Annotated in this window: 21 protein-coding genes; 8 read left to right on the top strand and 13 right to left on the bottom strand. The window is 51.0% G+C overall.

What is annotated here, in order from left to right; translation table 11 throughout:
* Positions 1–10 precede the first annotated feature (10 nt).
* The 7 genes from HQN60_RS08215 to rplU all read right to left on the bottom strand — a co-directional run bounded on the left by HQN60_RS08215 (position 11) and on the right by rplU (position 7598).
* Positions 11–2842 carry an ATP-binding protein gene (locus tag HQN60_RS08215; RefSeq protein WP_173533194.1) on the bottom strand — a complete coding sequence of 944 codons (2832 nt, stop codon included), beginning with the start codon at positions 2840–2842 and terminating at the stop codon, positions 11–13.
* Positions 2829–3365 carry a GNAT family N-acetyltransferase gene (locus HQN60_RS08210; protein WP_173533193.1) on the bottom strand — a complete coding sequence of 179 codons (537 nt, stop codon included), beginning with the start codon at positions 3363–3365 and terminating at the stop codon, positions 2829–2831. The genes HQN60_RS08215 and HQN60_RS08210 overlap by 14 nt, the downstream gene beginning before the upstream one ends.
* Positions 3362–4021, bottom strand: coding sequence for a hypothetical protein (locus HQN60_RS08205; RefSeq protein ID WP_173533192.1), 660 nt, complete (start codon positions 4019–4021; stop codon positions 3362–3364). Before HQN60_RS08205 ends, HQN60_RS08210 begins: the two co-directional genes overlap by 4 nt.
* Before the next feature lie 113 nt (positions 4022–4134).
* Complete coding sequence (locus HQN60_RS08200; protein ID WP_173533191.1) at positions 4135–5397, bottom strand: hypothetical protein; 1263 nt, start codon at positions 5395–5397, stop codon at positions 4135–4137.
* A gap of 238 nt (positions 5398–5635) precedes the next feature.
* Positions 5636–6796, bottom strand: a complete 1161-nt coding sequence (gene obgE, locus HQN60_RS08195) for a GTPase ObgE (RefSeq protein ID WP_173534646.1) — start codon at positions 6794–6796, stop codon at positions 5636–5638.
* A 192-nt stretch (positions 6797–6988) separates the two neighbouring features.
* Positions 6989–7270 (bottom strand): 50S ribosomal protein L27, encoded by a 282-nt coding sequence (rpmA, locus tag HQN60_RS08190; protein ID WP_173533190.1) that lies wholly within the window; start codon positions 7268–7270, stop codon positions 6989–6991.
* Between the two features lie 16 nt (positions 7271–7286).
* On the bottom strand, positions 7287–7598 hold the full coding sequence (rplU, locus tag HQN60_RS08185) for a 50S ribosomal protein L21 (protein ID WP_173533189.1): 312 nt from the start codon (positions 7596–7598) through the stop codon (positions 7287–7289).
* Between the two features lie 403 nt (positions 7599–8001).
* Between rplU and ispB the strand changes: the two genes are divergently transcribed.
* From ispB to HQN60_RS08160, 5 genes are all read left to right on the top strand, one after another.
* Entirely contained in the window at positions 8002–8964 is a 963-nt protein-coding gene (ispB, locus tag HQN60_RS08180; RefSeq protein WP_217390361.1) for an octaprenyl diphosphate synthase, read from the top strand.
* 135 nt (positions 8965–9099) lie between these two features.
* Positions 9100–9852: a molybdate ABC transporter substrate-binding protein gene (gene modA, locus HQN60_RS08175; protein ID WP_173533187.1), complete on the top strand. Its 753-nt coding sequence runs from the start codon at positions 9100–9102 to the stop codon at positions 9850–9852.
* Complete coding sequence (locus HQN60_RS08170) at positions 9849–10250, top strand: TOBE domain-containing protein (protein WP_173533186.1); 402 nt, start codon at positions 9849–9851, stop codon at positions 10248–10250. The genes modA and HQN60_RS08170 overlap by 4 nt, the downstream gene beginning before the upstream one ends.
* Complete coding sequence (gene modB / locus HQN60_RS08165) at positions 10243–10908, top strand: molybdate ABC transporter permease subunit (RefSeq protein ID WP_173533185.1); 666 nt, start codon at positions 10243–10245, stop codon at positions 10906–10908. Before HQN60_RS08170 ends, modB begins: the two co-directional genes overlap by 8 nt.
* The gene (locus HQN60_RS08160) at positions 10901–11770 is read left to right on the top strand and encodes an ATP-binding cassette domain-containing protein (RefSeq protein WP_173533184.1); all 870 of its coding nucleotides are present in this window, start codon (positions 10901–10903) and stop codon (positions 11768–11770) included. Before modB ends, HQN60_RS08160 begins: the two co-directional genes overlap by 8 nt.
* Here HQN60_RS08160 and HQN60_RS08155 read toward each other — a convergent pair.
* The 5 genes from HQN60_RS08155 to lptF all read right to left on the bottom strand — a co-directional run bounded on the left by HQN60_RS08155 (position 11767) and on the right by lptF (position 17176).
* Complete coding sequence (locus HQN60_RS08155) at positions 11767–12534, bottom strand: type II secretion system protein (protein WP_173533183.1); 768 nt, start codon at positions 12532–12534, stop codon at positions 11767–11769. The genes HQN60_RS08160 and HQN60_RS08155 overlap by 4 nt on opposite strands.
* On the bottom strand, positions 12525–13811 hold the full coding sequence (locus HQN60_RS08150) for a hypothetical protein (RefSeq protein ID WP_173533182.1): 1287 nt from the start codon (positions 13809–13811) through the stop codon (positions 12525–12527). Before HQN60_RS08150 ends, HQN60_RS08155 begins: the two co-directional genes overlap by 10 nt.
* Positions 13812–13990: 179 nt before the next feature.
* Positions 13991–15004 carry a UDP-glucose 4-epimerase GalE gene (gene galE, locus HQN60_RS08145; RefSeq protein WP_173533181.1) on the bottom strand — a complete coding sequence of 338 codons (1014 nt, stop codon included), beginning with the start codon at positions 15002–15004 and terminating at the stop codon, positions 13991–13993.
* Between the two features lie 62 nt (positions 15005–15066).
* The gene (gene lptG, locus HQN60_RS08140) at positions 15067–16140 is read right to left on the bottom strand and encodes an LPS export ABC transporter permease LptG (RefSeq protein WP_173533180.1); all 1074 of its coding nucleotides are present in this window, start codon (positions 16138–16140) and stop codon (positions 15067–15069) included.
* A 4-nt stretch (positions 16141–16144) separates the two neighbouring features.
* Positions 16145–17176, bottom strand: coding sequence for an LPS export ABC transporter permease LptF (lptF, locus tag HQN60_RS08135; protein WP_254456715.1), 1032 nt, complete (start codon positions 17174–17176; stop codon positions 16145–16147).
* 141 nt (positions 17177–17317) lie between these two features.
* Here lptF and HQN60_RS08130 point away from each other — a divergent pair, with 141 nt between their 5' ends.
* Genes HQN60_RS08130 through HQN60_RS08120 form a run of 3 tightly spaced genes read left to right on the top strand, consistent with a single transcriptional unit; the run spans position 17318 to position 20273 of the window.
* The gene (locus HQN60_RS08130; RefSeq protein WP_254456597.1) at positions 17318–18787 is read left to right on the top strand and encodes a leucyl aminopeptidase; all 1470 of its coding nucleotides are present in this window, start codon (positions 17318–17320) and stop codon (positions 18785–18787) included.
* Positions 18788–18802: 15 nt separating this feature from the next.
* Positions 18803–19288, top strand: a complete 486-nt coding sequence (locus HQN60_RS08125) for a DNA polymerase III subunit chi (RefSeq protein WP_173533177.1) — start codon at positions 18803–18805, stop codon at positions 19286–19288.
* Positions 19260–20273, top strand: coding sequence for a hypothetical protein (locus HQN60_RS08120; protein ID WP_173533176.1), 1014 nt, complete (start codon positions 19260–19262; stop codon positions 20271–20273). The genes HQN60_RS08125 and HQN60_RS08120 overlap by 29 nt, the downstream gene beginning before the upstream one ends.
* A 263-nt stretch (positions 20274–20536) precedes the next feature.
* On the opposite strand, the gene HQN60_RS08115 is transcribed toward HQN60_RS08120, so the two are convergent.
* Positions 20537–21085, bottom strand: a complete 549-nt coding sequence (locus tag HQN60_RS08115; protein ID WP_173533175.1) for a TetR/AcrR family transcriptional regulator — start codon at positions 21083–21085, stop codon at positions 20537–20539.
* Between the last annotated feature and the right edge of the window lie 32 nt (positions 21086–21117).

Here is a 21117-nt window from a genome sequence, read left to right as displayed (position 1 = left end):
TCTTTAAAAATTAAATAGTTATTGCTAGTGTACTCGCATCCTGCGGCTCGGTGCGGCGACGCGTTTGCATAATCAGCGGTGCCCAAGTCTCGCCGGGGCGTTTTTTACGCGTTGTCAGCGTCAATTCAGACGGCCCATACACATTGGTATTGTGTGTAAGCGGCGTGGTAATCAAATACTGCGCATTAGTCGCTTTTAGGAAAGCGCCAACACGATCAATATTGAAAATATCCAAATGCGCGAACGGCTCGTCGATAAATACAAAGCCTGATGGATTACTTTCATCCATCATTAAGCCAATCAACAAGATCAATGATTTCATCACCTGCTGACCACCCGACGCCTCGCCGTCGTTCAAACCCATCATGCCTTTTTGATCGAAATTGAACCTTGCCGTTAAGCCAGCTTGCGCCAGCACCACATCATCGTTTTCCAAATGTGGCATATCGAGTTCAACATCAATCCCAGCCAGCTCGCCCAAGCCTTTCACATTACGACCATAGGCGCGAACTGTCGCGCGCAATTTATTAATATATGCAGCACGCGCTTCATCGGTCAGCTGGGCGGTGCGATCGACTTCTTGGCGATGACCGAGCGACTCACCTTCGAGCGCCTTGTAATCGTTCACCAATTTATCGCGGCGCTGCACGATGGTTTCGTCTTTTTCCCAGTGCGCTTGGCTTAACTGCTCAGTTTGTCGCAGCATCATATGCCGCACTTCAGCAACGCTATTGTAGTCTTCCTTCAATTGGCGCAACGTGGCAGGCATCAGCCAAACTGATGGCACTTGCTCACGCAAAGTACGAATCGACGTCAATTGCCGGCTGATTTCATTACGTTGACGCTGCAACTGCGCTTGCATTTCATCGATGGCGCGTTGTAACTGATCGCGCTCAATCTCGATTTTTTGTGCGCCCAAACGTAAATCAGCACGACCTTCGCGAGAAGACTCCAGCGCCGCTTGCGCTGCAGCGAGTTCAGCCCCCAAACGCTGTACCGCAGCTTGCTCTTCAGGATAACGCGCGGCAGCAGCGGCCAATTCGGCCTGACGACTCGCCAGCTGAACCACCGCCTGCATACCCATTAATTGCTGAGTAATCGCCGCAATATCGCGCATCAAACTATTGAGATCGGCTTCTTTATTTAAAATTTCTTCGTTCAGCGCTTTTAAACGCAATGCAATATCGGCCAAGCGAGAATGACGTGCCGCTTCACCAAAAGCGTAATCACGGGTATCTACCCCGATAAAGCGTGCACCACGGCGTTCACGCAGATACCCCTCACGGGTAATCCAATCGCCATTAATGCGTGCACCCGCTTCAACCGATTTAACGCGCTGAATACCATTCAATTGCCGCGCCAACCAAGCGGGCACCGGCGCTTTAAAGTCGAGAATTTCTAAGATCGAACCCAAAGTCGCTCTTGGCGCAGGCTCGCGCTCAGACACAATAAAGCTGCGATAACGCAGGCGCTCGCCCACTTCCCATGCGCGCTGCTTATCCGATTCGCGCTGCAACAAGATCAAATGCTTCGATGGCGCGAGCAGCGCCTCGACCGCATCTTGCCAAGTATTGTCTTTCACTTCGCAAATTTCGGTCAGCAATTGATGAGGAATCCCTGCGGCATCAAGGCTGGAGCGCATTTGGCGCACAAATTCAGGCGATGGCGCTTTACCCGCTTGCAAGGCAAATTGCGCTTCGGATAATTGCTGGCGTTCTTCTTTGGCATTTTTCAGCCAAATTTTAAGATCGCCCTCTTGCTGCTTTAATTCACCCAAACGGTCATTCAAGCCCACGGCATCCGCGCCGTGCTCACGCTCAGCCAACTCACGCAGGCGTTCGCCCTCTTTGATTAGTTTTTCAGTATCACGCGCTGCATCCCGTACCGCTTGGAACGCTTGAAACTGCAGATCGTAATCAGCCTTGCTTTGTGATTCACCCTGCAAAGTTTGCTGCGCCGCTAAGCGCGCCACCGCTAGCTGCTTTTCTAGCTGCGCCAAATCACCGCGTCGATGCCAAAAACTGCGACGGTTTTGCTTAAACTGCATCAAGTAATGCCGCAAATTCTCGTTGGCCTCAGCCACTTGCAACGCTGGAATCACCTCTTGCTCTAAGCGCTGAGTATCAGTGCCTAAAGAGCACCATTCCAAATAGCTACTGGCGCGCATCCGAAAACGCTCAACATCCAAGCCCAGTTGCGACAACTGCTGGTTCATTTTATCCAACTCGCCCTCTGCCTCACGCAGACGCACCTTGGCTTCTTGATAATGATCGAGCACTTCTTTGTCGCCAAACACCTGAAACACCAAATCGAGCAGTGTTTTAGGGGAGTATTCGCACAGCTTATCCGTATCACCTTGCTCCAAGGCCAATACCTCGGCAATCGCTGGGGTTAAACCGGCTTGCTCCAGGCGGCGGCGATAATCCCCCACCCCCAACCATTGCAGATGATTTTCAGTCGTGCCATCGAGCTGCGCATCCCCTTCGGCAATCGCATACTGCCGCACCCAATCCCCGCCCTGCTTTTTAATCCGACAAAACAGCGTCACCGTTTCACTGGCCAGCGGAAAAAACAAATACGGAAAAAATCCACCACCGCTGCGGCGTGGGTTACTCACCACAGCACGCAACCAAGCGATGTTTTCTTTATTATTGCGAACATAACGCTTGTAATCGCGACGACCGGAGCATTTCAGCGCCAACATAGTACGCAGCGCGTCAAGCAAAGTGGTCTTACCCGAACCATTTGGCCCGACGACAGTCACAATTTGCGCATCGAGCGGCACTGAAATTCTTTGCCAGAAATCCCAGTGCACCATTTCTAAAGTTTTAATCTGGAACATTTTGACTTCCTTGTAATGTTTGCGGCCATTCTGATGCCAGCAAACCTAAAACGACCTGATCCTGTGACTCGCCAGCGATCAAAAAATGTTGTCGCAACACACCTTCTCGAACAAAGCCAACCCGCGCAGCCAAGGTCAACGAAGGTTGGTTATGAGCTGAAATCAATGCGCCTAGGCGGCGATAGCCCGTGCTGAGTAACAACTCAATCCATAGACAAAGTGCCTGTGTTGCAAGCCCTTTGCCTCGCCACTCAGGTAGTAATGAATATGCAACCTCTGTATATCGCATCATTGGCGAGCGCTGATTCGCGCCGACCATACCGACCGCTACACCATCAAGTTCAATGATGTACATCAACTCAGCCGATTCAGTTAGATTGATCTCCTGAGCCGCTGCGGCAATACGCGTCAGCATGGCGGCAAGATCTAACTTAAGTAAGGGCATGTACTTCAGTGCCATCGGATCAGTACGCAGAGCGAGTAGAAATGACGCGTCACTGCCCGTTGCTGCGCGTAAAATCATGCATCAACCTCAGTCTCCGCAATCTGCGTGCCTGTCAATTTCAAAATATCGGCGAGCGCGCCGTTGATAATGCGCGGGGCGAGTTTGGCGTAATCAATCATCAGATCCAGCAGCGGGCCTTCATAAATCATCCGATTGCGGCGATTGATAAAGCCTAATTTAGTCAGTTGCCCCAAATTGGTGGCAAACCGCATTTTGCCGCCGAGCACTTTGCCAAAGTCAGCGTACAGCGCGTCTTCTGAAATACCTTGTGCGACGCCTTCACCATGTTCGATGGGTTTTTCTGCGCCAAACATATCGCTTTGATCTTCAGAGCCAATGGCAACGCGGGCGATTTGTCGTTCACGTTTTGGCAAAATAATCAGTGCCCACACCACGACTAAAAGTGCAATCCCATCACGCGGCAAGCCCATATTATTGGACAACCACGCGTCACCCTCACCAAACACCCATTCTTCCATTTGCGGCTGCAACGCAACGGCAATGTGTTCGGCGTAAGGATTTTCTAGCAATTGCAGACCACAATCGGCCAAACGATGCTCGAGCGACTCACGAAACACTTCATCGATCAACGCACGCCGAGCCAGCGGGTCTTTGCGCAATACAAAACGCTGCGCCAACAGGCGAGCGACTAAAATATTCAGGGCTTGATCCATATTTAACCTAAGTTCTTATTAACCACAGCGGCACAAAGGCGCAGAGAACACGCTTTCTTCTGAGTCTCAGTGCCGCTGCGATGAAAGATTTTGTCTTTTCATTACCGTGATCATCACTGTGACATCAGTCGCCCAGCGCTAATACTGGCCACTTCGGGGTGATCGGGCTCATGCAATTCACCGCTGATCTCGAGCCGCAATGGCAACTTCACAATATCGGCAACGACGCTTTTCTCTAGCGCCGCTTCAGCGTCACCCAATAACGACAATAACGACAAGCGATAGGCAGTTTCTTTATACGTTGGTGCCAGCACCGCCGTTGGTAAGTCGCCGCCCATACCTTGCGCCACCAAAAGACTTAACTCATCAAACAACGCTTCGGCGGCCAATAAACGCTCCGCTTCGACAGCACCAACCTCTTGTGCCGCTGCGCCTTGCGGCATTTCGCTGATCACATGCGTGGGTCGTTCGCGTTCGATAATTTCAAACTCGGTCACGTCGAGTAACACATCAGAAACCACAAAGGCGGGCTCTGGATGAAACAACACCAAATCTCGGCCCAAATCAGCCAGTTTTTCCTGCTTTTGCTGACGCAACCAATCGGCGACATTGGTCGTGGATAAACCGGACTGCCCCAAATGCACCCGTTGCGATGCCAGCTCGGACAAGCGACGGTGAAACACCGAAGTCAGTCGCAGCATTCGGGCTTGCGCCAAGGCAATCGATTGAGCAATTTGATACACCCGAGGATCGGTCGTCTCATCGGTCAGCACCGTGCGAATCACATCGGTGCCTTTTTCCACCCATTGCCAGACTTTTTCGAGTTTTTCCCGCGCAGCGCGGATTTGGAACTCAGACTGCGACTCCAGCGCCGCTTCAAAGTCGGTATAAAGCTCGTTCAAACGCGCCAATAAATTGAGCAGCACTTCGTTCGAGACTTGACCGAGCGACTGCCCGGCGGCAACTTGTGATGTTAAATATCCCAACTCAGCGTCGCCATCAGCAAATTGCACCACGGTGCCGAGCGCTGCCAGCGCAACGCGGCCCGATTCGCTCATCGCATAGAGCTGCTCATCCACATCCCAAATCAATAAGCCGTTTTCACGCAAGCGCTTGAGCACCGTATCGAGCTTGATTGGATTGAGGTAGGAAAAATGCATTTGCAAATCTTGCGGCGACCACCGCGGCGCATCAGCGCGCGCGCCAATTTCACGCAAAATCAGTAAGCGCACTAAAACTTCGTCTTCGCCACCGCGAAATAACGTAATAAAAGCATCAAGATAATGCCGCGCGCGCAATAAACTCGCCATCGATGGCAAATCATCGGGCGCGAAACCATTGGCAAAAAATTGAGAGAGTTCGTTTTCGTCTTGCATGAGGATGACAAATATCAGGGAGGAGCAAGGCTAAAGCTAAATGCGCGGAAAAACAATCAAAACATCAGCCAGCCAAGAGAAGTCTCATTGAGAGAAAAACAGCACAAGCACTGCGCCAGTCGATATTTACCGCCTAAACCACCGTTAAATCCGTGTGGAAATTAAAACGCCACCCTCAAATAAATTCATCTGAGTGTGGCGTTAAACAGATTCGCTGTGGATCAACGGCAATCTTAAATTACTTCACATCACCCGCTTCTAGCGCTGCTGCACGCGCTGCCAGCAAAGCGGCTTTTTCAGCAGCGACGCGTGCGGCTTCAACTTCAGCTTCCTCACGGGCGATTTTTTTCGCCGCTTCAAGGTAATCCATAATCGCGTAAGTCAAATCGCGGCAACCTTCGCCGGTCAAACCCGCAATCACAAACAAGCGTGGTTTTAGTGGTTCAAAATCGGCGTATGGATTTTGTACGCCCGCATCCCAACCGTAGGCTTCCAAAAAGGCCGCAACGCGTTCTTCACGTTCGTCCTCTGGAATCATGTCGACTTTATTCAGCACCAACCAGCGCGGCTTATTGTAAAGATTTTCGTCATATTTACGTAGTTCTTCAACAATCGCTTTAGCTTCGGCAACCGGATCGGTATCGGCATCAAACGGTGCTAAATCGACCAAGTGCAACAAAATACCAGTACGTTGCAAATGCTTTAAGAAGCGATGACCAAGACCCGCACCGTCGCTTGCACCTTCGATCAAACCCGGTACGTCAGCAATGACAAAACTGCGGTTTTCATCGATACGCACTACGCCCAAATTCGGATGCAGAGTCGTGAAAGGATAATCGGCCACTTTCGGCTTGGCTGCAGATACGGCACGAATAAAGGTTGATTTACCCGCATTCGGCATACCCAACAGGCCCACATCGGCCAAGACTTTCAATTCCAAACGCAAATCACGGCGCTCGCCTTCAAAACCAGGCGTGGTTTGGCGTGGCGCACGATTAATCGACGATTTAAAGTGCAAGTTACCAAAGCCGCCAGTACCGCCTTTAGCAATCGCAATCCGTACGCCATTACTGGTCAAGTCGGCTACAACTTCACCAGTTTCAGCGTCGGTAATCATGGTACCGATTGGCATGCGCAATTCGATATCATCGCCGCCTTTACCGTAACAATCCGCACCGCGGCCATTGTCGCCATCACGGGCTTTGTATTTCTTTTGAAAGCGGTAATCAACCAGCGTGTTGATGTCTTCGTCGGCAATCGCCCACACCGTGCCGCCTTTACCACCGTCGCCACCATCGGGGCCGCCACGGGGAACGAATTTTTCTCGGCGCATACTGGCCGAACCATTGCCACCTTTACCACCAATGGCTTCAATTCGAGCTTCATCAATAAATTTCATCATTTTCTCCTACCGATCTCGGCGCAGGCTCTGGGGTATTGCACTGCAAGCGAAGTGGCTTGACGCATAGAGCCATATACATCACGACTCTATCTGGCAAACCGCTTAGACTCAAATCCGTATCGTATTTATAAAACAAAAAAAGCCCTATCACAGAGACAGGGCTTTCAAACCTACCAAAGAAGCCGCTAATTAAGCAGCAGCTTCTTCTTCGCCAACGTATGGCAATACAGTTACAGTGCGGCGTTTCAAAGCGCCTTTCACTGCGTACTGAACATAACCATCGCACTTAGCGAATAAAGTATGATCTTTACCCATGCCAACATTATCACCAGCGTGGAATTCAGTACCACGTTGACGAACAATGATTGAACCTGCAGGGATCAACTCGCCGCCGTATACTTTGATACCAAGGCGTTTTGATTCAGAATCACGACCGTTACGTGAACTACCACCAGCTTTCTTATGTGCCATTGTTTAAGCTCCTTAATTAAGCGACGATAGCGTCGATACGGATTTCGGTGTAGTTCTGGCGATGACCAGCACGACGCATGTAGTGCTTACGGCGACGCATCTTGAAGATGGTAACCTTTTCGCCACGACCATGAGAAACCACAGTTGCTTTGATGGAAGCACCGGCCACCACAGGGGTACCGATCTTCACTGCTTCGCCGTCTGCAACCATCAATACTTCTTCGAGTACGATCTGGCTGTCAACGTCTGCAGTAATCTGTTCTATGTTTAATTTTTGGCCGACGACAACTTTATACTGCTTGCCACCGGTTTTTACGACTGCATACATAACAAGCTCCTAGGGAGTTTGGCCCAACACGCTGCACAAACGCTAGCGTGCCTTCCCAAATTGGGAATCGGGCATTCTACAAACGTTTTCCAATTGAGTCAATGACTTAATTGATGCAAAGCCCATTCCACCCACAAACTGAGCCGCAAGCGCCAATATGCTGTGAAATCAAGGCGCAAGTCAAAAACCAATCACATGCAATCTAAAGTCATTTCGCCCTGAACGACAGTGCGCCGCCCTCGATTTACGCCCTATTTGGGCACGCAAAAAAACGGCGATTGCATCCCGCAGCGAGCAAGGCGGCGGGATGGTGGCTTTTCTGCTAAAATCGCCGGATTATTTTTAATGGCGGCGTGCACTCCTTTGCAACGCGGCTTAATTCTAGGGTGAACCCAGCGTGTCGATGAAGTTTGTTAAATCGGTAGTTGATGCCGATATGGCCTCAGTAGATAGCGTCATTCGTGAGCGTTTATATTCAGAAGTCGTTTTGGTCCGCCAAGTGGCCGAATATATTGTTGCTTCAGGTGGTAAACGCCTGCGTCCAATGATTGTGCTCCTCGCAGCGCAAGCGCTGGGCTACCAAGGTAATAAACACCATGAACTCGCTGCGGTGATCGAATTTATTCATACCGCGACACTACTGCACGACGATGTAGTCGATGAATCGAGCCTGCGCCGTGGCCGCGATACGGCCAATGCTTTGTTTGGTAACGCCGCTTCAGTCCTCGTCGGTGACTTTCTCTACAGTCGCGCTTTCCAAATGATGGTTGGCTGCGGCTCGATGCGCGTGATGGAAGTACTGTCAGATGCAACCAATATCATCGCCGAAGGCGAAGTGTTGCAATTAATGAACATCGGCAACACCGATGTCGATGAAGAAGACTATCTGAAAGTCATTCGCTACAAAACGGCCAAGCTATTTGAAGCTGCGGCGCGTTTGGGTGCGATCTTAAATAACAGCGATCCAGCGCTAGAAGACGCCATCGCTCGATACGGCATGCATTTAGGTACGGCGTTTCAAATTATTGACGACGTGCTCGATTATTCAGGCCAACAAGAAGAAATCGGCAAATCACTGGGCGATGACCTCGCTGAAGGCAAGCCCACTTTGCCACTGATTTATGTGATGAAGCATGGCGAACCCGACGCGGCAGCAGTTGTCAAAGATGCGCTCGAAAATGCCAAGCGTGAAAACTTCGACGCGGTATTAGCGGCAGTACAGCAAACCGGCGCGCTGGAATACGCGCGCCACACTGCCGAGCAAGAAGCCGAACGCGCCAAAGCGTGTTTGGCCAGCTTACCGGATAATCCATTTACGCAAGCGCTGCACGCGCTGGCAAGCTTGGCGATTGATCGAAATAGCTAATGTTAATTCATGTTGTCATGCTGGGTATCAGCCTAAGGTCCGCCTTAGGCTTTTTTACGCCTGAACCCCATCGAGGTATGGGCAGCCGTCAAGAATCGACTTATAGTCTTTACTCTTTTCTTGGGGTGCTTTGACATGAAACACTGGTTTTTATCGCTCTGTTGTCTCGCGCTATGGCCCAGCATCAGTGCTGCCGATTCGTTTCGTCTCGCTGCCGCGGCCAATTTACAAGCCGTGACGCAAGCATTAAGCCAAGACTTTTCCCAAAAAACCGGTCATCAGTTTCAAACTAGTTTTGGCGCTTCAGGTAAATTATTTGCCCAAATTAGCCATGGCGCGCCGTTTGATGTATTGATGTCAGCCGACCTGAAATACCCACAAACATTGCTCAATCAAGGCGCGGCCATCGCGCCACTGGTGCATTACGCCAATGGAGTGTTAGTGCTCTGGACCCAGCAAGCGAGCATCCCGAAAGATTGGCAGGCTTGGTTGCAATCGAGTGCAGTGCAAAAAATTGCCATTGCCCAACCCGAAAGCGCCCCTTATGGCCGAGAAGCGCTGCGAATTTTAAGCGCCCTACCGCAATTTCCGGTACTCAAAAGCAAATTGGTGTATGGCGAAAGCATTGCTCAAGCCAGCCAATTTATTGCCACTGGGGCAGCACAAGCCGGTTTTAGCGCCAAATCTATTGTCAGTAACCCAGACCAACGCCAAAGTGGTGCTTGGATCGAAATCCCGCAATCCGCGCATCAAACCATCGCCCAAGGCGCAGTGCAAACGCGCTACGGCAAAGACAATGCCGCAGCCAAAGCCTTTATGCGTTATTTACACAGCCCTAGCGCCCAGCAAATTTTGCTGCGCTATGGTTACTTGGTGCCACAACCATGAATCGACTTCCTGCAGCCTTAGCTCAAATTGATATTGATGGCGGCATGGCGTTTATTGCTGCCGATTATTTGCAATACCGCTTCAGCGCCATGCTACTCGGCATTCAAGACGATGTTGCCCAATGGCAAGTTGGTCAGGCAGTGGAGCTGGCTTTTGCGGAAAACGACGTCGCACTTGCTGTGGATTTACACGGCCAAATTAGCCTCCGTAATCGCTTTCACGCCCAAATTGAGCACATTGCAAATAGCCCGCTATTAAGTCGAGTGACGCTGCGTTTTGGTGAACAGACCTTGCATGCTTTAATTACCCGCTCATCGTGTGAGTCGCTGGGTTTGCACTGCGGTCAAAGCGTTGAATGGTTAGTTAAATCCAATGCCATGCAGGTGAACCGTGCTTGATCCACAACCCTTATTGCTCACGCTGCAATTAGCGGCGCATACGACGATTTTACTCACCATCGTGGGTATTCCTCTGGCGTATTGGTTGGCTATGGGCCAGAGCCGTATACGTTATATAGTTGAAGTCATCACTAGCCTGCCCTTGGTGCTACCGCCAACGGTACTGGGCTTTTATCTCTTGCTGCTATTTAGCCCGAGCAGCAGCGTTGGCGGTTGGTTGGCCGCTCATTTTAATGTGCATTTGGCGTTTTCGTATGCCGGCTTAGTGATTGGCTCGATGCTGTTTAGCTTGCCATTTATGGTGTTACCGCTAACCAGTGCTTTTCGGCAGCTCTCGCCCACCCTACTCGATGCCGCACGCACACTAGGTAAAAGCGAAAGCAATATCTTATTTCGCGTCATTTTGCCCAATTGCCGAGTCGGCCTCATCAGTGCGCTGATTTTAACTTTTGCCCATACGGTGGGTGAATTTGGCGTGGTGTTAATGATTGGCGGCAATATCCCAGGGCAAACGCAAGTAGCATCGATTGCGCTATATCACGAAGTTGAAACCCTTAATTACAGCGTCGCGCATTTATACGCCGCAGTGCTGGTTGGCTTTTCTTTTGTGGTGCTGATGGCGCTGCGCTTAATCAGCGGAAAAACCCGCCATGAATAACCTCTATCTGGATATCCAAACCCCAATGCAATCGGCGCATGGCGCCCGATTATTGCAAGTCAAAACGCAAATTCAAGCCGGTAGCATTACCGCGATTTCCGGGCCATCTGGCGCCGGAAAATCAACGCTATTGCGATTGATCGCCGGATTAAACACGCCGCAACAGGGTGAAATTCGCTACGGTGACCAATGCTGGTTTGACGGTAAAACACGGGTGGCAACACGACATCGCCACGTTGGCATGGTGTTTCAAGACTACGCGCTGTTTCCCAATCTCACCGTGCGCGCGCAATTGGCTTATGCCCAGCAACAACGCAACAACGCGCAAATTGATCAACTGATCGAGCAAATGGGTTTGCAGCAATTGGCCTCACGTAAACCCGAACAACTCTCTGGTGGCCAACAGCAGCGCGTGGCGCTGGCCAGATCCTTGGCGGCCGAGCCAAAAATCCTCTTACTCGACGAAGCCCTAGCAGCGCTCGATCGCAGCCTGCGGGATGAATTGCAGCAGCACTTACTCAATTGGCAGGCGCAATCGGGCGCAATACTGCTGGTGGTAAGCCATGATTTGGGCGAGATTTTTCGTTTAGCCAGCCGCGTGATTCAACTGGAAAACGGCCAAATAATTGCCGATGGCACGCCTGCGGCCGTGTTGCTGCCGCAAAGAGCCAGTGGCCGTTTACAACTGATGGGAACTTTACTCGCCATTGAATCGGCCGGCGTAGCGGCCTTACTCACCGTGGCGTGTGGTAACGAAACCGTGGCCACCTTAGTTAGCCCCGAAGAAGCCGCTCGCTACCGCGTTGGGCAATCGATTTCACTCACAGTCTCTGCGGCCAATGCTTGCGTGAGCACACTCTAAGGTAAACGCTCGGCACTGACTAAGCGGTAATACAAAATTGTCGTGGGTAACCACGTGAGTAAATCATCAAATTCAGCGTCAGGCGCATCTTGTACAAAGCGCGGCGTCGATCCATCGGCGATGGCATCGCGGTTTTCTAGCTCGTCGGCGCTGCTCCCTACCCCATTGGGGCCGCCGGAAAAAACCACCGCGGCCGCATCGTCAATGCGTTTAATCGCGCTCACCGCCTGCCCATCTCGGCGACTGGCGGAATACACGGCGATCTTCCCCAGTGTTGCCAAAGTAAAGCACGGTTTCATCGCCGAGCTGCCACAATTGGGCGTACCGGCATCGTCTCGGCCGGCCAAATCATTGGCATAACTACTGCCAGCTCCGCCCGTGGTCGACGTTGTCACCTGATATTGCAAACGGCCACCCCACGCATCCAATTCAGGCAAACCCAAGTCTTGCCATGGCAAATCACCAAACACCAAGCTGCAGCGATAGGCATTGGCCCCTGCGCCATTACGCGCTTCTTTGCCAGCATTGGCCGCGGTATTGGCCAAGCTAGGATCCGCTGGGCAGGGCAAACGATTATTGCTCAACGCAAAACCAATCAGCGCCTCATTGGCGGCGCGCAACATCTGCTGTGTTTCATTCCAACGGCGTTGGCTGATTTGTACATTGAGCGCTCCCAAACCAGCAGCCATCAAAATACCGACCACCAGCAAAACGATCGCCATCTCCAGCAGCGAAAACCCCACCTTGTTATGCATCATGAGCATGATTTTTTCCTTGCGCTACAGACGCCTAAGCGGCAGAGATACAGCACATCATTACTACTGCATGACGGGCTGACGTACTGCCTGTCTAGCGGGTTGAGCCAATGCGTTTGATTTTGGCCATCGTCTAAATACAGCGCTAAATCAGAGCTGGCATTAGCGGCCAAATTCGGGCTAGGCGCTAAATTATTCGCGCGAGGCACTCGGCTCGCGCCCGGAACAATCAAAATCGCCTCGATGCTGGCATCCACCACACCATCGAGCACAAAAGGCGCCGCGCAACTATCACCTTGCTTGACCGCATAAAATACTGCCCGATGCCAAATATTTTGTAAAAACCACTGCGCCAAACCATTGCTTGCGGCTAGCGGGAACACCCCTTGCCCAGTCCAACTATCGCTGGCGCGGGGCAAAATACCGGCGCATAAATTCGCTTGGCTAGCGCAAGATAAAGACGTGGTATCGGGTTTATTGCTGCGGCAACTGGCATCGGCCACCAGATTGGCAGGATAAGGATAAGGCGCCGGCGTGGTGATGGGTAAACTCGGCACAGCAATTTGATACGCCTGCCAATAGCGCTTTAATTGGGCCGCCACCTCGAGCGCCAATCGATGCGTGGTGCGATCAATTAACTCTCGTCCAGTAATTGAGCCAACTTGATCATTAAATGTCTCGCTCATCGCCGCAGCAATATAAGACCCGCCCAAGGTCGCGTTATTTTGTCCCTGACTGCCTTCCAAATATTGATTCATCGCCCACGGCGCGGCGCGCAGTTGATGACTGAGCGCTGGGCCCGCAGCAAAAATCAGCGCCGCTGGCGCTTGGCCATGGTCACTGTGCCGCGTGACGCCATCGGCAGCATAGAGCGACAAATTGGCAAAACTATCGCCATTCACGCGCCGAGCTTGGGTAGCGCTGGAGCGCACGGCAAAAGCCAAATCAACGACATACCATAATGGCTGGCCATCGCCATCCAGCAGCTTAGGGATGCCCAGTGTTTTCCACGGCAATAAGCCAATGCGGTTGGCGGCATTGCTGCCATCACAATTGGCAATCGACACGCCCTCTAGCGCGCCACTGGCGCCAAGGGTGGCCGGACAAGGTAATTCTGCTGGGCTCAAAGCGCGCCCGCCCGATGTACCCTCGCGGCTCAAAGACCACGCCAGCAGCGCCTGTCGGGCGGTGGCGATGGCGAAACGACTGTTGTCACGGCGCTCATCGGGCTGATAACGCACTTGCGCCACAAGGGTTGAAGCCAGCACCAAAACCATAAGCAGCATCAGCAGCAGCAACGTGGCGCCAGCTTGCTTATGGTTTTTTTTCTGACAATACATGGGCGGCTAGCCTGTTTATTTTAGCAAGCTTAAACCATAGAATACGCGGCATAAAAAAACACCCCAATGGGTATTGGGGTGTTGCTTTTTGTATATGCTGCCTAGCGGGCTATACCCTCTAAAACTTAATCGGGAAAGCCATTTGGATTTTGGCTTTGCCAGCGCCAGCTATCATTACACATGTCTTGCAAGGTTTTTTCTGCGCGCCAGCCCAGTTCAGCCAATGCTTTACTCGGATCGGCATAACACGTAGCAATATCACCCGCGCGGCGCTCAACAATGGCATACGGCACTGGATTACCACTGGCCTGCTCAAACGCTTTCACCATATCCAGCACCGAATAACCAACGCCAGTGCCTAAACTCACCGTGATATTGCCCGGTTGGGTTTCAAGTTTTTGTAGCGCTTTCACATGGCCAATCGCTAGATCCACCACGTGAATATAATCTCGCACGCCGGTGCCATCGGGCGTGGCATAGTCGCCACCGAAGACCGACAATTGCGCGCGTTTTCCCACTGCAACTTGGGCCACAAACGGCATCAGATTATTTGGAATCCCTTGTGGATCTTCACCAATCAAGCCCGATTCATGCGCGCCAACCGGATTAAAATAACGCAGCAAAGCGATATTCCATTCTGGCTCGGCAACGCGTAAATCGCGCAAAATGTCTTCCACCATCAATTTGCTGCGCCCATACGGATTGGTCGCCGACAGCGGGAAATCTTCTAAAATAGGCACTGCATGAGGGTCCCCATACACTGTGGCACTGGATGAAAACACCAGGTTTTTAACATTCGCGGCTTTCATCGCATCGAGTAAACGCAAAGTGCCAACGACATTATTGTCGTAATATTCCAGCGGCTTGGCGACCGACTCACCCACGGCTTTCCAACCGGCAAAATGCACCACCGCGCTAAAAGACCAGCGCGCAAAAACGGCATCGAGGGCTGCGCGATCACGCACATCGGCTTTAACCCATTCAATGGCTTGGCCAGTAATGGTTTTCAAGCGCTCAAGCACTTCAGGTTTGGCATTATTAAAGTTGTCTAAAATGACCGGTTTAAAACCTGCTTTGACCAATTCAATATAGGTATGTGAGCCGATATAGCCCGCACCACCGGTTAGCAAGATATACATCGATATTTCCTAAATATTTAAACTCAATTTGATCAGTAAAAGAACACAGGCTGCGCCAGCAATTAGCTACGCTCTTGCCGCCACAAGAAAAACAAGGCCATGCTCAATAACACCATCGTTGGAAATCCAGCCGCCAACATCGCCGGCAAGTTATAGAGCTCGCCCACATAGGTCACCAATTGGCTACCAAAGTTAAAGCTCACTCCCAATAAAATCCCGAGGAAAATTTTAACCCCGACATTCCCCGCCCGACGTTGTGCCAACGCAAACGGCAGTGCAATCAACATCATCGATAAGCAGGCTAAGGGGTAAAACAATTTGCCCCAAAAGGCTAATTTATAGCGCTGGGTACTTTGTTTATTGTTTTCTAAATGGCGAATATAGGTATTGAGCGCGTCGACTGACATTTCTTGCGGTTTCACCATTAACACCGCCAACATATCGGGATTAACCGAGCTTTGCCAAACTTGCTCTTTAACGGGCGTTACTTGCACTTTGGCTTCAGAGAAATCAGTACGCTGCACATCGGTGAGTTGCCAGCTGCCATTTTTTTGATATTTGGCTTTATTGGCGTCCAGTATATAAGCGAGCTTTGCACCGTCGCCCAGCTGATAAATCCGCACTTTCTCCAGCGTCATATCTGGATTCATCACCGAAACATTGATGATTTGCTTTTCATCTTTAACCCAAACGCCCGACTGAAATTTGCCCAGCAAGACCGATTGCTTGGCCTCAATTTGATAGCGCTTGGCCGCCTCAGAACTCATCGGCGCCAGATATTCGCCCAATAGATAAGTCAGTACCGCATAGCTGGCACCACACACAATCAACCAAGCACAAAGCCGCAGAATAGACACCCCAGCGGTTCGCATGACGGTAATTTGCGAGGTATCGGCCATGCCAGACAAAGCAAAAATACTGCCAATTAATACGGCAACTGGCAGCAATTGATACAACCGACTTGGCAAAGTCAGCAGCACATACACTAAGGCATCTTTGAGCATGTAGCCATCTTTGCCCACGTCGCGCAGCTCGCCAATCATGTCAAAAAAGATAAAAATACCGGTCAAAACCACCAACGTAATCAGCACATAGCCAAATACGGCACTAAATATATAACGACCCAATCGACTCATGACCTTAACCTCGTACGCGGCTGCGCCACCAGAACAAACCGATGGTCAGTAAGGCCACCAAACCATGCAAAGGCCACATCCCTATTTGCGGTGAAATTTTGCCGACGGCAATCCAAGCTTGCATCACATTGATACCGTTGTAATAACCAAATGCCAATAAAGCGGCAATCACCAAATGAAAGCCACGGCCGCCACGAGGATTGGAAAAGGCCAACGGAATTGCGGCCAACATCAATAAAAAGGCCTGAATCGGCAACGCCATTCGCCAAGCTAACTCGGCTTGATATTCCCGCGAATCACTGCCCCATAATTTGGCGGTACTCATCGCCGAGGTTGCAGGATTCACCACCACTGGCGACGGGTCTTCAACGCGAACGCGGCCTTCTTTAAACGTTAAAATATCGTATTGTGGCGAGCCGCTAGGGGCTTTATAGGCAGTAGCGTCTTTAAGCCACATCCAACGATCGCCCATTTCATCAACAAACATGCCGCCTTGCTCGGCCAGCACGGTGGAGATTTTGCCGTCTTGGCGAATTTGCACAAAGACGTTTTCACCCTCACCGCGATCACCGGAGAAATTTTCAATAAAATACACCCGATCCGCGCCGCGCGACTCACGAAAAACCCCGGGCGACACTTGCGAGACTTCTTCGTTTTTTAAACTGGCATCGCGATATTCTCGCCCTTTGAGCTGCGCCCACGGCGATACATACAAGGCCAGCAAGGCGATTAATATCACCACCGGCACGCCCATTTGCATTACCGGTAAAATAAAGCTGCGAATCGAGCGTCCCGCCGCGAACCACACCACCATTTCGTGGTCTTTCCACAGTCGGGTGAGCACCGTCAAAATGGCGATAAACAGCATTAAAGAAAATAAAATCGGGAAATAACGAATCGCCGCAAAGCCCATCACCGCCCACACGGCCGAAGAGGCTAATGCGCCCACCGCGGCTTCTCCGAGCAAACGAACGACTTGCGAGGTCATGACAATGACCAGTAGAACCACGAATAGCCCAAAAGCCACCCAGGTCATTTCATGAATAAGTGTTTTTCGAAACAGCATGGCGTATTTTAATCTGTCTTTTGACTTGGCCCGAGGGTCAGTGAATAATCAGTGAACTAGAGCAAGGTTTGCTCAATGTCTATTAGCGCAAGACCCAATAAGGAGTCCCCCGTGGAATTTACCATAGTTTCCCCCGCCCCCGAGCATGCAGATTGCGTCGTATTACCCGTTCTAGGCGAAAAATTACCAAGCTTTGCCAAAGAGTTGGATATTAGCTGCGGCCATCTATTTACCACGGCGATCCAAGATGGTGAATTAGCCGCCAAAGTCGGCAGCACGGTCTCACTCGGTTTGCCAGTCAGTTTAGGCTATAAGCGCGTTTTATTAGTGCAACTGGGTAAAGAACCCAACATCAAAGCAATTCGTGACGCCAGCCGCGCGATTGCCAAAGCCTTATTGGCCAGCAAAAACAAAACCGTTTGCTTGGCGCTATCATTAGCGCAGTTTAAAAAACAAGACAACGAAATCCTCGCCCAAGAATTAGTGCAAGCATTAATGCTGGAAGCCTATCGTTTTGAGCAGTTTAAATCTGAGCCAGCACCAGCGGCCACACTCGAAATCGTGAGCTTAGTCGCACCGAAAAAAACCGACATCGAGCCCATCGAAGCCGGTTTAGTATATGGCCTAGGTATTGGCCACGGCATGAATCTAACACGGGACTTGGGCAACTTACCCCCGAATGTTTGCACGCCGAGCTACTTGGCCGCCACCGCACAACATTTAGCGCATACCTATGATTTCTCTTGCCATGTGTTAGAGCAACCCGAACTCGAAGCGCTCAAAATGGGCTCTTTCCTCTCGGTCGCCAAAGGCTCTAGCGTGCCACCACAATTTATTGTGATGGAATACCGTAATGCCGATAAAAAAATCGCGCCAACAGTGTTAGTCGGCAAAGGCATTACTTTTGATTCTGGTGGTATTTCACTCAAGCCCGGCGAAGGCATGGACGAAATGAAATACGATATGTGCGGCGCAGCCACCGTGCTCGGCGTGTTCCGTGCCGTTGCCGAACTGGACCTCAAAATCAATTTAGTGGGCGTGATTCCGGCGTGTGAAAACATGCCTAATGGCAACGCCGTCAAGCCCGGTGATATTGTTACCAGCATGAGCGGACAAACCATTGAAATCCTCAATACCGACGCCGAAGGCCGTTTGATTTTATGCGACGCGCTCACCTATGTTGAGCGCTTTGAACCAGCCGCGGTGATTGATATCGCCACACTGACTGGCGCTTGTATTATTGCCCTGGGCCACACCACGACAGGGCTGTATGCCAATAACGAGCAATTGGCCGCTGATTTACTCAGCGCCTCACGCCAATCGGATGACAAAGCCTGGCAAATGCCGTTGTTTGACGAATACCAAGAGCAATTGAAATCGAACTTTGCCGATATGGCCAATATTGGTGGCCGTCCCGCCGGCTCGATCACAGCTGCAGCGTTCTTATCGCGCTTTACCAAAAAATATCATTGGGCGCATCTGGATATTGCCGGCACCGCGTGGAAATCAGGCGCCGCCAAAGGCGCCACTGGCCGCCCAGTACCCTTATTAGTTGAATATCTACGCGCGCAACAAAGCTAAAAGGAGTGTAGCGCCGTGTTGTTTTTCAGCACGGCGCAAAACAGCATGACCGAAATTTCATTTTATTTTAATGTGAATAACCGAGAATCCGCGCTTTGCCAATTAGTTGGTAAAGCACTGCTGCAAGGCCATCGCATGTTCATCTTAACCGGCTCAGAAGCAGCAACCAGCGTACTAGATCGCCTGCTTTGGGAAATCCCACCGGCCGGCTTTTTACCGCATTGCCAAGCCGACGCCGAGTTTGCCGATCAAACGCCGATTATTATTGATCACCGTGTTGAATTAATCACACCGCGCAGCGTGCTATTTAACTGGACTGAGCGCGTGGCGCCCCGCTTTAGCGAATTTGACCGTTTAATCGAAATTGTCGACAGCGACGAAGCCCTCAAAGCCGCCGCACGCAGCCGCTGGGCCGCGTATAAAACGCAAGGCTTTACCCCCAATGCAACCGACATGCAGGAGCTACTCAACCGTGGCCGAACAGAATCTACCGCTCAATGAAGACACGGTAAGCCCTTTATTTAATAAAATGGATGCGCTGATGGCGCGCCATCGTAGCCCTGCGGGAAAAACTCAGGCTGAAATTCCCGTTCTCACCGATCTCGCGCCTAAATTAGCCGACATACCGGTGCTCACCGACGTCATTAGCCAAGAAGAACTACTGCAAAAAATCGAACATATCGAGCGCAGTCTCAGCGACGAGCCCGCCGCCGCGGTGGTTCGCGAACCCATTCAAAATCAGGGCATTCCAGTTTTAATGTTCTCGACGCTGTCCTCACCCGATAGCGAGCTTGACCTCACGCCACCACCGCCCGTGCTAAGCAATATTCAGTTCGAAACGCCAATCAGCGAACCAATCCCAGCGCCCGCCGAACCGATTTTTTTTAATCTGCCGCGCTTAGATCTCGCCGCCATCGAAGACGACATTCCGTTAATCCCGGCCAGTAAACCCGCCGCCGCCCCAGTCGCCGCGCCATTTGAATGTGTGGCCGATGATTTAATCATCGACTTCTCCAACCCAATCGACACCCAACACCAAGTCAACGCCGAACCAGCTGCTGCAGACCTCGTCATCCCCCCTGCCCAAGCCACATCCGAGCCAGCGCCCGCTATTGAGACCAGCACCAGCCGCCAGCCCACACGACTTGTTGCCACCAGCACGCTAGTTTGGGAAGACGACGTCGAAAGCGCTCCGCAATCACTCAGCACGCCAAACGAGTCGCCCAGTGCAAACGCACTAAGCGAAGCGGCCATCGCCGACCTCACCGCCATCGTCGGCGCTCAATTAGCCGTCGACATCGCCAGTGAAGTTGAACAACTCGCTCGACAGCATTTTTCTAAACTCATGGCGCAATTTTACGGCGACACGCTACGCGAACTCACCAGCGAAATCAGCCAAGAACTAGAAACCCGCCTCGCGCCAAGAATTAGTGAATTAGTCAAACAAGAATTAATCAGCCAAGGGCTGATTAAAAACGCAGAATAAACTGAACACCACCAGCGACGCTCAAGCCCAAAAACCAGCACACTCAGCTCAAACGCAGCGAAAGCAGCGTTTGAGCGTGAATTGCACAGCCAACTGCAACCGCGAAACAAAACCATCATAAAAAGGGTATCTAACCCCAAGCGTTAAACATCAACACTAAGCGCTAGATACCCTATCAATACAACTTCAAACCAATCATTAAAATATTCAAATCTCTAGCCTAACGACCAGCAAACTCACTTTGCGCTTTCCAAATGCACTATTTACGGTGCTTGGAATATTTGCGCGACTGATTTTGAGGCCGCCTCAAGCAATAATGCAGAAGGCCCCATAATCTGCATTGCAACAATCAATCCCTCACCAATTAAAAACAATTGCATTGCCATTGTTGCTGGATCCATTGCGCCAGCTTGAGCACAAATCATTTCAAGGTAATTCAAGACGCGAGATTTATGCGCTTTGGACAAAACATGCGGGCTAGCGCTATGTTCAGCAAACTCAGCGGCCGCATTAATAAATGCACAACCACAAAAGTTGTCTTCATTACCCCAATTCGCCAAAAAAGCCACATATGCTTGTGGTCGATCAACAGCGTCAGCGGCCTCAACAAAAGCCTGCATGCGTTCAAAAAATTGCGTATCGCGCAAGTTTAATGCCGCAGCAATTAAGTGGTCTTTACTCGGAAAATAACGATACAAGGTCCGCTTGGTCACACCAGCAACACGGCTGAGCTGATCAACGCCCGTTGCGTGAAAACCATGCTGGTAGAACTCGTTCAGTGCTGCGTTAACAATTTGATCAGATGTATTCATAACGATCATTCTAATATGAACATTAACAACAA

It is taken from the genome of Deefgea piscis, assembly GCF_013284055.1.
Taxonomy (GTDB): Bacteria; Pseudomonadota; Gammaproteobacteria; order Burkholderiales; family Chitinibacteraceae; genus Deefgea; species Deefgea piscis.
This window is presented reverse-complemented; position numbering and strand designations above follow the sequence as displayed.

Coding starts and splice junctions, on each gene's coding strand:
- HQN60_RS08115 (WP_173533175.1), bottom strand. CDS start 21,085: ATGAATACATCTGATCAAATTGTTAACGCAGCACTGAACGAGTTCTAC.
- ispB (WP_217390361.1), top strand. CDS start 8,002: ATGAAGTTTGTTAAATCGGTAGTTGATGCCGATATGGCCTCAGTAGAT.
- HQN60_RS08215 (WP_173533194.1), bottom strand. CDS start 2,842: ATGTTCCAGATTAAAACTTTAGAAATGGTGCACTGGGATTTCTGGCAA.
- HQN60_RS08160 (WP_173533184.1), top strand. CDS start 10,901: ATGAATAACCTCTATCTGGATATCCAAACCCCAATGCAATCGGCGCAT.
- modA (WP_173533187.1), top strand. CDS start 9,100: ATGAAACACTGGTTTTTATCGCTCTGTTGTCTCGCGCTATGGCCCAGC.
- galE (WP_173533181.1), bottom strand. CDS start 15,004: ATGTATATCTTGCTAACCGGTGGTGCGGGCTATATCGGCTCACATACC.
- HQN60_RS08170 (WP_173533186.1), top strand. CDS start 9,849: ATGAATCGACTTCCTGCAGCCTTAGCTCAAATTGATATTGATGGCGGC.
- lptF (WP_254456715.1), bottom strand. CDS start 17,176: ATGACCTGGGTGGCTTTTGGGCTATTCGTGGTTCTACTGGTCATTGTC.
- rpmA (WP_173533190.1), bottom strand. CDS start 7,270: ATGGCACATAAGAAAGCTGGTGGTAGTTCACGTAACGGTCGTGATTCT.
- rplU (WP_173533189.1), bottom strand. CDS start 7,598: ATGTATGCAGTCGTAAAAACCGGTGGCAAGCAGTATAAAGTTGTCGTC.
- HQN60_RS08210 (WP_173533193.1), bottom strand. CDS start 3,365: ATGATTTTACGCGCAGCAACGGGCAGTGACGCGTCATTTCTACTCGCT.
- lptG (WP_173533180.1), bottom strand. CDS start 16,140: ATGAGTCGATTGGGTCGTTATATATTTAGTGCCGTATTTGGCTATGTG.
- HQN60_RS08200 (WP_173533191.1), bottom strand. CDS start 5,397: ATGCAAGACGAAAACGAACTCTCTCAATTTTTTGCCAATGGTTTCGCG.
- HQN60_RS08155 (WP_173533183.1), bottom strand. CDS start 12,534: ATGCTCATGATGCATAACAAGGTGGGGTTTTCGCTGCTGGAGATGGCG.
- obgE (WP_173534646.1), bottom strand. CDS start 6,796: ATGAAATTTATTGATGAAGCTCGAATTGAAGCCATTGGTGGTAAAGGT.
- HQN60_RS08205 (WP_173533192.1), bottom strand. CDS start 4,021: ATGGATCAAGCCCTGAATATTTTAGTCGCTCGCCTGTTGGCGCAGCGT.
- HQN60_RS08150 (WP_173533182.1), bottom strand. CDS start 13,811: ATGCTGCTTATGGTTTTGGTGCTGGCTTCAACCCTTGTGGCGCAAGTG.